General features: G+C 73.3%; 10 protein-coding genes. 8 read left to right on the top strand and 2 right to left on the bottom strand.

The window, feature by feature from the left end:
* Nucleotides 1–20: 20 nt before the first annotated feature.
* Together epsC and AB0E98_RS04305 are read right to left on the bottom strand one after the other, a co-directional pair.
* Complete coding sequence (gene epsC / locus AB0E98_RS04300) at nucleotides 21–629, bottom strand: serine O-acetyltransferase EpsC (RefSeq protein WP_361698434.1); 609 nt, start codon at nucleotides 627–629, stop codon at nucleotides 21–23.
* Between the two features lie 5 nt (nucleotides 630–634).
* Entirely contained in the window at nucleotides 635–2008 is a 1374-nt protein-coding gene (locus AB0E98_RS04305; protein WP_361698436.1) for an MFS transporter, read from the bottom strand.
* A gap of 452 nt (nucleotides 2009–2460) precedes the next feature.
* Between AB0E98_RS04305 and AB0E98_RS04310 the strand changes: the two genes are divergently transcribed.
* From AB0E98_RS04310 to AB0E98_RS04345, 8 genes are all read left to right on the top strand, one after another.
* The gene (locus AB0E98_RS04310) at nucleotides 2461–3327 is read left to right on the top strand and encodes a TauD/TfdA family dioxygenase (protein WP_361698438.1); all 867 of its coding nucleotides are present in this window, start codon (nucleotides 2461–2463) and stop codon (nucleotides 3325–3327) included.
* The gene (locus AB0E98_RS04315; RefSeq protein ID WP_361698440.1) at nucleotides 3324–4154 is read left to right on the top strand and encodes an aldolase/citrate lyase family protein; all 831 of its coding nucleotides are present in this window, start codon (nucleotides 3324–3326) and stop codon (nucleotides 4152–4154) included. Before AB0E98_RS04310 ends, AB0E98_RS04315 begins: the two co-directional genes overlap by 4 nt.
* Before the next feature lie 118 nt (nucleotides 4155–4272).
* The gene (locus tag AB0E98_RS04320) at nucleotides 4273–5232 is read left to right on the top strand and encodes a cysteine synthase family protein (protein ID WP_361698442.1); all 960 of its coding nucleotides are present in this window, start codon (nucleotides 4273–4275) and stop codon (nucleotides 5230–5232) included.
* 91 nt (nucleotides 5233–5323) lie between these two features.
* A complete protein-coding gene (asnB, locus tag AB0E98_RS04325) occupies nucleotides 5324–7144 on the top strand; it encodes an asparagine synthase (glutamine-hydrolyzing) (protein ID WP_361698444.1) in 1821 nt (606 codons plus the stop codon).
* Nucleotides 7141–8196 (top strand): PrpF domain-containing protein, encoded by a 1056-nt coding sequence (locus AB0E98_RS04330; RefSeq protein WP_361698446.1) that lies wholly within the window; start codon nucleotides 7141–7143, stop codon nucleotides 8194–8196. The genes asnB and AB0E98_RS04330 overlap by 4 nt, the downstream gene beginning before the upstream one ends.
* Nucleotides 8166–9311 (top strand): acyl-CoA dehydrogenase family protein, encoded by a 1146-nt coding sequence (locus tag AB0E98_RS04335; protein WP_361698448.1) that lies wholly within the window; start codon nucleotides 8166–8168, stop codon nucleotides 9309–9311. Before AB0E98_RS04330 ends, AB0E98_RS04335 begins: the two co-directional genes overlap by 31 nt.
* The gene (locus AB0E98_RS04340; protein WP_361698450.1) at nucleotides 9299–10735 is read left to right on the top strand and encodes a dihydroorotase family protein; all 1437 of its coding nucleotides are present in this window, start codon (nucleotides 9299–9301) and stop codon (nucleotides 10733–10735) included. Before AB0E98_RS04335 ends, AB0E98_RS04340 begins: the two co-directional genes overlap by 13 nt.
* Nucleotides 10736–10740: 5 nt before the next feature.
* Complete coding sequence (locus AB0E98_RS04345) at nucleotides 10741–11961, top strand: FAD-dependent monooxygenase (protein ID WP_361698452.1); 1221 nt, start codon at nucleotides 10741–10743, stop codon at nucleotides 11959–11961.
* Nucleotides 11962–11980: the final 19 nt, after the last annotated feature.

An 11980-nucleotide genomic window follows, 5' to 3' on the forward strand; every position in this document is an offset into this window, starting at 1 on the left:
TGGGGGGTCGGCGGCGCGGTTCACCAGGAGCCGGCCGAGGCGAGCAGGCGTACGGGGTCGGTGGCCGGGGTGACCTCGCCGCCCGGGGTGCGGATCACGGAGGGGGGCGCGTAGACGCGGGCGTCGGCCGGAATGTCCTTGGTGACCGTGGCCATCGCGCCGATCAGCGCGCCGTCGCCGACGGTCACCGGGCCGAGCACGGTGGCGTTGGCGCCGAGGATGACGCCGTCGCCGACGACGGGGTGGCGGCGCTCGCCCTCGGGGCGGTCGTTGTCGTTCCACCAGCCGACGGCCCCCAGGGTGACCTGGTGGAAGATGGTCACGTCGTCGCCGATGACGGCGGTCTCGCCGATGACGACGCCGCAGCCGTGGTCGATGAAGACCCGGCGGCCGAGGACCGCACCGGGGTGGATCTCCACCCCGGTGTGCCGGCGTGCGCCGTGGGCGACGAGCCGGGCGGCCAGGCGCAGGCCGCGCCGGTGGAGCCGGTGGGCGACCCGGTGGGCCCACAGCGCGGGCAGCGCCGCGTGCAGTGCGCCCTCCCGGCGGTTGCGGATGGACGGATCGCGCTCGACGACGACGTCGAGGTCCTCGCGCAGGGTCCGCAGCAGTCCGGGCTCGGTGGGCATGGAACTCAACTCCTCCTGGTACGACGGGTGGGCGATGCGGCCGCGCCGGACGCCGTCCCCGCGGGCTCCCCGGCCGGCTCCGCGCCCTTTGGCCCGGTGCTCCCCGGCTCCGCGTTCCCGGGCTCGGGGGCGGGCCGGACCGCGTGGGCGGGCAGCCGCGGCTCCAGCCGCAGCATGGCGAGGCTGCCGATCAGCACCCCGCCGGCGAGCAGCAGCCAGGTCAGTTGCGCGGAGACGGCCAGCAGGGTGGTGAACAGGGCCGGGGCGGCCGCCTTGGCGACCGACCAGGACAGGTAGTAGACGGCCAGGTAACGGCCCCGCAGGGCGTCCGGCGCGGCATCGGTGGACAGGGCGCCGGAGGACGGGCTGTGGAGCAGCTCGCCTCCGGTGTAGAGCACGGTGGTCAGCATCAGCCCGGACACCAGGACGACACCGCCGTCCAGGGCGGACAGCGCCGCGAAGCCCAGGAAGGCCGCGGCGAAGACCACTCCGCCCATCGCGGCGACGCGGGTGCGCCGCCACTTGGACGTCCAGGAGTTGACCGGGACCTGTGCCAGCGCCACCAGCACGGTGTTCACGGTGAACAGCAGGCCGGGCAGGGACGCCGAGGCGTGCAGCGTCTGGGTGGTGTAGACGGGCAGGATGACGCTGAGCGAGGAGTAGCAGAACGCCAGCGGCACGGTCGCCAGCGTCAGCCCCAGGTAGGGGCGGTCGCGCAGGACGGCACCGTACCCGCCGGACGGGCGCGGCCCGTCCGCGGGCTTCCCGTCCGCCGTCGCCTCCGCGGCGGCCGCCGGGACGCGCCCGGAGGGCAGCCCGGCGATCAGCACGGCCGCCAGCGCGAGGCCCGCGCCGCTGCCCAGGACGACCGCGTGGTACGCCCAGTCGGCGTCGGCCGCCAGCGCGAGGCTGGCCAGCAGGCCGCCCACGCCGAAGCCGGCGTTGCGCAGACTCGACTGGGTGGCGATCATCCGCTGCCGCTCGGCGCCCTGGGCGAGTTCGGATATCAGGGCCTGGATGGACGCCTGGAACGAACGGTCCCCGACGGCGACGAGGGTGGCGGCAGCCAGCAGCTGCCACCACTGGTGGACGAACGGATAGCAGACGAACCCCACGGCGCGCACGGCGAATCCGACCGCCACCACGCTACGGGCCCCCAGCCGGTCGACCAGCGCCCCGAAGAACGGGCTCACGGCCAGACCCACCAGGGCGGCGACGGTCAGGGCGCCGCCCACCTGCCCCAGGGGCAGCCCCGCGACCCGGTGGAAGTACAGCAGGGACACCGGGACGTACATGCCGCCGCCGACGGCCTCGGCCGACACGGCGGCCAGATAACGGTAGCGGGGGAACGTGCCCTTGCCTGGGCGTGTGGGGCTCACCTGAACTCCTTGGTTGCCGGCGGAGTTCACCGACTCCGCGCGCTGCTGCCGAACAGAGGGCAATTCTCGCTTGGGCGAATGGAGCCAACCACGCGGGTCGGCGGAGCGGCAACACCCGGATACCGGCCCGTTGCTACTTCAGCGACTTGCCGAAGTCGCCGGACTTGCCCGAGTCGCGGCCCCACTTCGGCAAGTCACTGAAGTAGCAACGAGCCCGCCCCGAGCCCTTGCCGCCCCTCTGACCGGCATGGTTGGCTCCAACTCGCCAGGGACGGCCCGCCACAGACGCGAAGCCGCTTTCGCCGCGGAAGACCGCGGTCCCGGTATTTCGTAAAGCCACGGGCCACTGTTGGGATCCGAATTCCCCGGAAGGTGCCCGGCGGTGACAGTCGAATTCCTGCCTCCCAGTGGTGCCCGGTCTCATGCCGCCGCGCCCCCGAAAGGAATGAATGGTGTCCAGCTTTGAAATCCGCAAGGTCGGCGGCCGGATCGGTGCCGAGGTCCTCGGCGTCGACCTCGGCACCGGCCTGACGGACTCGGTGTTCGCCCGGATCCACGAGGCCTTCCTGGACCACAAGGTCCTCTTCTTCCGGGACCAGGACATCACCGACGAGGCGCAGCTGGAGTTCGCGGCCCGCTTCGGCCCGCTGACCCAGAAGCACCCCATGATGCGGACGGTCGACGGCGCCCCCCAGGTCATCCCGATCGACGGCGAGGACCAGCGCGCCAACCACTGGCACACGGACATCAGCTTCACGCAGGCCCCGTCACTGGGCACCACCCTGCGCGCCATGGTGCTCCCGCCCTACGGCGGCGACACGATGGTCGCCAACGGCGCGGCCGGCTACAAGGACCTGCCCAAGGAGCTCCGGGAGATCGCCGACAAGCTGTGGGCGGTGCACACCAACCGCGCCGAGCAGCCGAAGCTGGGCACCGAGCGCGGCGAGGAGGTGCGCAAGGCGTTCATGGCCAAGCGCTTCGAGGCCGCGCACCCGGTCGTCCGCGTCCACCCCGAGTCCGGTGAACCGAGCCTGTTCCTGGGCGGCTTCGCCCAGCGGCTCGTCGGCATGACCCAGCGCGAGTCCAGTGCCCTCATCGACGTCCTCCAGAGCTACGTCCGCCGCCCGGAGAACACCGCCCGCTGGACCTGGCGCGTGGGCGACGTCCTGATCTTCGACAACCGCGCCACGCAGCACTACGCGGTCAACGACTACGACGGCCACAAGCGCGTCCTGCACCGCGTGTCCATCACCGGCGACGTGCCGGTGGGCCTCGACGGCCGCACCAGCTACGTCATCGAGGACGGTGAGGGCGAGTGACCGCCACCGCGTACTCCACCTCTGTTTCGGACACCGCCCCGCACACCGCCGAGCGGCACGACCCGGCCGACTTCGCCGCGCGGCTGCGCCGCCGCGAGCGCCTGCTGGGCTACTGGATCGCCTGTGACAACCCGGCCGGCACCGAGCGCATCGCCGGAGTGGGCTACGACTACATCGGCGTCGACGGCCAGCACGGTGTGATGCACCGGGCCGGCTGGCAGACGGCCATGCTGGCCGTGGATGCCCGGCAGGTCTCCGCCGGCGTCCTGCGCGTCCCCTCGGTCGACCCGATCGCCATCGGCACGGCCCTGGACTCGGGGGCGCGCGGCGTGGTGGTACCGATGGTGAACACCGCCGAGGAGGCGTCGATCGCGGCCCGTGCCTGCCGGCACCACCCCAGGGGCACCCGCAGCCTGGGCGGCCCGGTCCGCGGCGAGCTGCGGATGGGCTCGGTGCCCGCCGAGGTCGACGAGGCCGTCGCCTGCATCGTGATGATCGAGACGGCCGCCGCCCTGGAGAACCTTGAGGCGATCTGCGCGACGCCCGAGCTGGACGCGGTCTACGTCGGCCCCGCCGACCTGTCCGTCGCCCTGGGCGCCAAGTTCTTCGGCGACCCGGACGTCGCGGACGCCCTGGAGGACGCGCTGAAGCGGATCACCGACGCCGCCGAGCGCGCGGGCATCGCCTGCGGCATCCACGTCCTCAAGGGCGCCGACGCCAAGCGCCGGCTGGCCGAGGGGTTCACCTTCGCCACGGTCTCCAGCGACATCACCCACCTCCAGGAGGCCGCCGTCACCCACCTCGCCGCCGCCCGCGGCGAGGCCTGACGGACCCGGGCCGCGCCCCGTCCCGGTCGCGCCGCCGCCGGCCGCGCCATCGAAGGACCTCGATGCCGTGCCGAATCCGAAGAACTGCGATGACACTGCGATGAAAGCTGGAGCTTTGATGACAGGGAACGCGCCCTCCCCCGCCCGGGCCGCGCGCCGGATCGTCCGGTCGGCGGAGGAGCTGGTCGGCGACACCCCGCTGATGGAGGTCCGGCTGCCGGGCGTACCGGACGGGGTCCGGCTCCTGGCGAAGCTGGAGATGTTCAACCCGCTGTCCAACGTCAAGGACCGGCCCGCCCTCTACATGATGCGCGAGGCGGAGCGGTCGGGCGTGCTGGCCCCCGAGGGCGGCACGGTCATCGAGTGCTCCTCCGGCAGCACGGGCATCTCGATCGCGGCCCTCAGCGCCCAGCGCGGCCATCGCTGCATCATCGTGATGCCGGACAACGCGACCGAGGAACGCCGCCAGATCCTCCGGGAGTTCGGCGCGGAGATCATCCTCGTGCCCCACCAGGACGGGCTGCTGCCCGCCTGGCGCTACGCCGAGGAGCTCCAGCGCTCCATCCCCGGTTCCTGGCTGGCCCACCAGGACGAGAACCCGGCCAACCTCCGCGCCCACTACGAGACCACGGGCCCGGAGATCTGGGACGCCACCGGTGGCGACGTCGACGTACTGGTGTGCGGCGTCGGTACCGGCGGCACCCTGATGGGCGTGGCCCGCTACCTCAAGGAGCGCCGCGACGTCCACGTGGTGGCGGTGGAGCCGGCCCGTTCGGCGGTCCTCTCCGGCGGGGAGGCCGGGCCCCACGGCATTCCCGGCATCGGGGCCGGCTACGTCTCCGACATCATGGACCTCGAACTGATCGACGAGGTCGTCGCGGTGCCGGACGACGCCGCCGCGAGCACGACACACGAGGTCAACAGGGCCACCGGCCTGCTGGCCGGCATCTCCTCGGGCGCCGCGTCGTACGCGGCCCGGCTCCTCGCCCAGCGGGAGCGCTGGGCGGGCTCGACCATCGTCACCGTCTTCCCCGACACCGGGGAGCGCTATCTGTCGATGGCCCGCGACCAGGCCTGACGCCCGCACGGCACCCGGCGGCCGGGCGGCCCGAACCGCCACGCCCGGCCGCGCACATCCTCTTGGCTTCACCCCGGAACGGACACCTCTTATGTGCCGCATCTACGGCTACTTCAACGCGATCGCGTCCCCCCACGAACTGCGGACGGTCGCCGCGCTCCAGCGGCACGGCGGCCCGGACGACGCCGGTTCGGCGCGTGACGCCGGCTGGGGCATCGGCAACAACCGGCTGGCCATCGTCGACCTCGACGGCGGCGTCCAGCCCTACGGCCGGCCCGGCCGCTACCAGGTCGTCTTCAACGGCGAGATCTACAACCACAACGAGCTGCGCGCCCGCCTGGAGGCGATGGGCCACACCTTCGCCGACCGCTGCGACGGCAGCATCATCCCGGCCCTGTACCGCGAGTACGGCCTGGACTTCACCGACCACCTCGACGGCATGTACGCCCTCGCCCTGGTCGACGAGCGCGGCGACCGGCCCAAGCTGATCCTGGCCACCGACCACATCGGCATGAAGCCGCTGTACTACCGCTGGGACGCGGCGGAGCGCTCGATCCACTTCTCCTCCGAACTCCCCGCGCTGCTCGGCTTCTCCGGCGTGCCGGCCGGTTTCCGCTCCGAGGGACTGGACGCCTACCTGGCGACCAAGACGCCCTTCGGCGAGGAGACGATGTTCGCCGGGATCCACGTCCTGCCGCCGTCCACCACGATGGTGATCGAGGCCGGCGAGACCCCGCGCGTCATCCGCCGCCCGCAGCGCCCCGACGCCACGCGGCAGACCGACGAGGCGGCCGCCGGCGAGCTGATCCAGGGCCGGCTGCGCACCGAGGTCGGCAGCCTCCTCAACGCCGACGTCCCCGTCGCCGTGATCACCTCCGGCGGCCTGGACTCCAGCCTGGTCACCGCGCTCGCCGCCGAGTACGGGTCCGTGGACTCCTTCAACATCGCCTACAAGGGCGACTGGCCGTTCGACGAGCGGCACTTCGCCCGCCAGGCGGCCGAGCGCGCGGGCGCCAACTACCACCAGGTGGAGGTCGACCCGGCGGACTTCCCCTCGCTCCTGGAGGACGTCGTCTGGCACCTGGGGCAGCCCAACGCCGACCCCATCACCCTGAGCACGTTCTCCCTCTTCCGCGCCGTGCGCGACGCCGGCTTCAAGGTGGCGCTCACCGGTGACGCGGCCGACGAGATCTTCGGCGGCTACTCCCGGATGCGCGCCGCCGCCCAGGCCGCGGCGACGGGCGCCGAGTGGTACCAGGACTACGTCGACGAGCTCGGCGTCCTCCCGGCCCACCGCCGCACCTCCCTCTACACCGACGAGTACCGGGCACTGATCGCCGGCACCGACGCCATCCCGGCCGACGCGCTGGCGACGCTCCGCTCGGGCGAGGGCACGGTCCTGGAGCGCATCACCGAGTTCGAGCTCGGCCACCGGCTGCCCGCCTACCACCTGCGCCGCGTCGACCACCTGAGCATGGCCAGCTCCGTCGAGGCCCGGCTGCCGTTCTGCCAGCGCAGCGTCATCGCGCCGGGCCGCGCCCTGCCGGACGCGCTGCGCATCCGCGACGGCAAGGTCAAGCGGTCGCTGTACGCGGCGGCGGCCGGCCTGGTCCCCGACGACGTCCTCAACCGCCCGAAGCAGCCCTTCACCCTGCCCATCACGGCCATGCTGGCGCCCGGTTCCGCGCTGTGGGAGTACGCGCGGGACATGCTCGACCCGGGCCGGCTCAAGGACGCGGGCCAGCTGGACGTCCAGGCCGTCGAGCAGCTGTTCGCCGTCCAGGCGGAGCGGCCGGACGACACCACGTCGCTGACCCTGTGGTCGCTGCTGGTGCACGAGGTGTGGCGCGAGCTGTTCCGTCGCGCGGCCCTCGGTCCGGTGGCGGCCGGGCGCACGGCGGTCCCCGCGTGATCGGCCATCTCGCCTACGCGTCGGGCAGCCCCTGCCCGACGGTCGTCCTCGACGCGGGCCTGCTGGGCCCCGACGAGGAGGCCATGCGGCGGGAGCTCACCGCGGTCCGGCGCTATCTGACGGACGCGGGCGGCTCCCACGTCCTGAAGATCGCGCTCGTCCGGCCCTCCGAGCACCCGATGTTCGACCTGGACTACCGCTTCGTCCAGGCGCTGCCCGGTGGCCCGGACCGCTTCGACTTCCGCGGCTCCTGCGGGCACTCGATCCTCTCGGCGGTCGTGGCGGCCTCCCGGTCGGGGATGCTGCCGAAGCTGACGCCGGGCGGCCGGATCCGCGTGAACGTCCTCAACAACGGGGACAGCGTGGTGTGCGAGGTGGACGCCGTCGACCGGGACGAGGTCCGCTTCACCGTCTACTTCGTCCAGCCGGGCGGTGTCGCGGTCTCGCGGCTGCTGCTCACCGGCGAGGCCCGCACCGAGCTGGAGGTGGACGGCGGGAACGTCACGGTGTCCCTGGTGTCCTCCGGCAACGCCTACGCGTTCGTCGACGCCCGGGAGCTGGGGATCGCCGACCACACCGCGCTGTTCTCCGCCGGGAGCGAGCTGTTCGAGCGGATGACGCGGATCCGCGAGGCCGCCGCCGCCCACCTGGGCTGGTCCCCCGAGGGCGCGTTCCCCAAGATCGCGGCGATCATGCCGATGGAGCAGGGCCGGCTCGCGGCGCGCGCCATCTCGGTGCCGTCCTGGCATCCGACGATGGCCCTGACCGGGGCGGTCTGCCTCGGCGCGGCCACCCGGGTGCCCGGCACGATCCCCTGGGCCCTGGCCCGGGAGCAGGGCCGCGCCGACGGACTGATCGACATCACCACACCCGGCGGTGACACGGCGGTCACCGCCACCACGCTCGAAACCGCCGGGGAGCCGGCGCTCACCTGGGTGGGCGTGGGACGCAAGCGGGTCACCTTCCAGGGCTCGTTCGTGCTCGAACCTCTCGCCCATCTGCAATTCGAGGAGATTGCCCAATGCCTGGCACTGTCAGCGACGTCCGCATGAGGGACATCCGCATGAGGACGGAGATCACCCCCGCCCTGCGGGCGCGGCTCCGCGAGTCCGCGGAGCAGACCGCGCTGAGCGGGGCCCCCGACCACGAGGTGCTCGCCGAGCTGCGGGCCTCGGGCCTGCTGGCCACGGCGGTCCCCGCCGAGTACGGCGGCGCGGGCGGCGACGCCCGTGAGATCAACCGGGTCGTCGAGGAGATCGCGACCGTCAACCCCTCGGTGTCCATCATCGCCTTCCAGCACTTCGCGGTGAGCGCCCGGATCGCCGAGTGGGGCACCGAGGAGCAGAAGCGGGAGCTGCTGCCGCGGCTCGCCGACGGCACGTACCTGGCCGCCTCCGCGTGGAGCGAGACCGGCGCGGGCGCCGCGAAGCAGAAGCTCTCCAGCACCGGCGCCCGCCGCCCGGACGGCACCTGGGTGCTGAACGGCGCGAAGTCCTTCACCACCGGCGCCTCGGTCGCCGACATCTATCTTGTCCTGGTCCAGACCGAGGAGCCGGAGGCGGACACCGCCCGGGTCTACGGCTCGGTGGGCCAGACCTTCTTCCTCGTCATGGGCGACAACGCGGGCCTGGTGCCGGACCTGAGCCTGGACCTGGTGGGCATGCGCGGCTCGGCGACGGGCTTCGTCTCGCTGGTGGACTGCGTGGTCCGCGAGACGGACATGCTGGGCCCGGAGGGCCGGGCGCCGGAGATCATCGCCGGGGTGCGGGAGTCCGGCGCCACCCTGGGCGCCGTGGCCGTGGGCACCGCCCGGGCCGCCTTCGACCTGGTCGTCGACCATGTCGAGCGGCGCGGCCTGCTGGAGAAGCCGACCGTGCGGCACCGGCTGGTGGGCCTGGCCACCCGCCTGGAGTCGGCGCGCGCCATCGTCGAGCGCGCCGGCGCCCGGACCTCCGAGACGCCGGGCCTGACGACGCTGCACAGCAAGCTCCACGCGTCCACCGAGGCGGAGGAGATCTGCCTGGAGGTGGCCCGGATGCTCAGCTCCGCGGGCTATGTGACCGGCTCGCGGCTGAACCGGCTGCTGGCCGACGCGCGCGCGGTGGCGCTGATGGGACCGACGAACGACCTCGCCCGAGAGCTGGTGGCTGTGTCATGGCAGAACTGAACGAGAACCGCACGGCAGTGGACCTGGCGGCCGTGGACCTGGTGGTCACCGCCCGCCGGCTGGTCACCCCCGAGGGCGTCCGCCCGGGCCGGGTGCTGGTCGCCGGCGGCCGTGTCCTGGCCGTCGAGGACCTGGAGAGCGCGGACACCGTGCCGGCGTCCGTGCCCCGGATGGACGCCGGGGACCACTACGTCCTGCCCGGCCTCATCGACTCCCACGTGCACTTCCGCACGCCCGGTCTGACGCACAAGGAGGACTGGGAGCACGGCAGCCGGGCGGCGGTCGCCGGCGGCTTCACCACCGTGATGGACATGCCCAACACGGTCCCGCCGACCCTCACCGAGGAGGCCGTCCGGGAGAAGGCCGCGATGATCGCGGGCCACTCCCTGGTCGACCACCGCTTCCACATCGGGCTCGACCCCGAGCGCCCCGAGCTGCTGGCCACCCTGGACCCCGAGGTCGCCACCAGCGCCAAGGTGTTCATGGCCGGGCACCACACGGCCCCGACCGTGGTCCGTGACCCCGTCGCCCTGGAGAAGGCGTTCGTCGCCGCCGCCGAGGGCGGGGTGCAGCTGGTCCTCCACGCCGAGGACGACCTGCTCTTCCAGCTGCTCGACGGCTGGTGGGGCGACCCGGAGAACTACCGCGAGTACGAGGCCCGCCGGCCCCGCAGCGGCGGCATCGCCGCCGTGGCCCGCGTCATCGAGCTCGTCCGCCGCCACGGCACCAAGGCCCACATCCTCCACCTGTCCAGCGCGGAGGAGGCCGACCTGGTGAGCGCCGCCCGGGCGGCCGGGCTGCCGGTCAGCTTCGAGGTGACCGGCCACCACCTGTCGTTCACCGACGAGGACACCAAGCGGCTGGGCGCCCGTACCCGGCTGTCGCCGTCCATCCGTCAGCAGGCGGACCAGGACCGGCTGTGGGAGGCGCTGCGCTCCGGCCACTCCGCCACCATCGGCAGCGACCACGCCCCGCACACCGTCGAGGAGAAGACGCAGACGGTCCAGAAGTCGCCGCCCGGCCTGCCGGGTGTGCAGGAGCTCGCCGTCGGCGTGTGGACGGGCATGCGCCGCCGCTGGCCGGACGAGGACCCCGACCTGGCGATCGCCCGCCTCGTGCGGCACCTCGCCGAGGGCCCGGCGGACCTGTTCCGCCTGCCGGGCAAGGGCCGGATCGCGCCGGGCGCCGACGCCGACCTGGTCTTCTTCGCGCCGGACGCCACCTGGATGCTCTCCGCCCACGACGTCCGCGCCAAGTGCGGCTGGTCCGCGTACGAGGGCTGGACGATGACCGGCCGCGTCGAGCGCACCCTCCGCTCCGGAAAGGTCGTCTGGGACGCCGCCACCGGCGAGTTCGGCGACTACGACGGCCGCTGGCTGTCCTGCGCCCCCGCCCCCGTGTCCGCCGAGACGGAAGGAGCGTGACGACCATGGAGCGCAAGCGCACGGCTGTCGTCGCCGGCGGCGGCATCGGCGGCCTCGCCACCGCCGCTGCCCTCGCGAGCGCCGGCCTGGACGTCACCGTCATCGAGCGCGCCGGGCACATCGGTGACGTCGGCTCCGGCCTGATGGTCTACGCCAACGGTGTCCGCGCCATCGACGCGATCAGCCCGCGCCTGGGCGAGCGCGTCCGCGCGAGCGGTCACCCGACCGTCCCCGGTGACGTCCGCCTGCTGATGGACTCCGCCGGGAACACGCTGTCCGAGGAGCCCATCGGCGACATGGGCGAGCGTCTGGGCGCCCCGCAGATCCCGATCCTGCGCACGGCCCTCCAGACGGCCCTGCTCGACGAGGCGCTCGCCGCCGGCGCGGTACTGCGGCTCGGCACGGCCGTCGAGGGCCACACCGGCCGCGCGGACGGCGTGAGCGTACGGCTGTCGGACGGCAACACCCTGGAGGCGGACCTCCTGGTGGCGGCCGACGGCATCAAGTCCGTCATCCGCCGGGAGATGCTGGGCGACGGCGCCCCGACGTACCGCGGCTACACCTCCGTCCGGGGCCGGACCACCGGAACTCCGCTCTACCCGCGGCCGTTCGTGGCCAACGGGCGGGGCATCCAGCTCTTCGTCGCCCCCGTCGGCGGCGACACCATGTACTGGGCGGCGAAGATCACCGCCGAGCCGGGGGTGTGGCCCGCGAAGGGCCGCGACGTGGCCCTGAAGGAGCTGGTGGCGGCCCTCGACGGCTGGCACGAGCCGTTCGTGCGGCTGATCCTGGACGCGGATCCGCAGGACGTCGCGGTCACCGACATCCACGACCGCGACCCCGCCCCCCACTGGGTGGACGGCCGGGTCGCCCTCCTCGGCGACGCGGCCCACCCCATGGTCCCGGCCATGGGCCAGGGCGCCAACATGGCCCTTGAGGACGCGGTCGTCCTGGCCGCCGCGCTCGGCGCCCACCAGGACGTGGACACCGCCCTGCGCGTCTACCAGGACCAGCGCCTGGAGCGGACCTCCGCCGTCGTGCTCCACTCGCGCCGCCAGGGCGCCCTCGACCAGGGCGCCAGCCGGGACGAGGAACGCGCGCGGAACGACTTCATGCGGTCCAACGGCCGCAAGGACGAGGCGATCTTCGACGTCGTCGCCTGGCGTCCGGAGGACATCCGACTCGACGACGACCAGCCCCAGCAGCCCCTGCCGGCAGCGGGCTGAGGAACACAGCAGCTCACAC

Source organism: Streptomyces sp. NPDC037389 (genome assembly GCF_040636475.1).
Lineage (GTDB): Bacteria > Actinomycetota > Actinomycetes > Streptomycetales > Streptomycetaceae > Streptomyces > Streptomyces hesseae.

Excerpts from the sequence above, each read along its gene's own strand:
- AB0E98_RS04320 (WP_361698442.1), top strand. The coding sequence starts at position 4,273 with ATGACAGGGAACGCGCCCTCCCCCGCCCGGGCCGCGCGCCGGATCGTC.
- AB0E98_RS04335 (WP_361698448.1), top strand. The coding sequence starts at position 8,166 with ATGCCTGGCACTGTCAGCGACGTCCGCATGAGGGACATCCGCATGAGG.
- AB0E98_RS04340 (WP_361698450.1), top strand. The coding sequence starts at position 9,299 with ATGGCAGAACTGAACGAGAACCGCACGGCAGTGGACCTGGCGGCCGTG.
- epsC (WP_361698434.1), bottom strand. The coding sequence starts at position 629 with ATGCCCACCGAGCCCGGACTGCTGCGGACCCTGCGCGAGGACCTCGAC.
- AB0E98_RS04345 (WP_361698452.1), top strand. The coding sequence starts at position 10,741 with ATGGAGCGCAAGCGCACGGCTGTCGTCGCCGGCGGCGGCATCGGCGGC.
- asnB (WP_361698444.1), top strand. The coding sequence starts at position 5,324 with ATGTGCCGCATCTACGGCTACTTCAACGCGATCGCGTCCCCCCACGAA.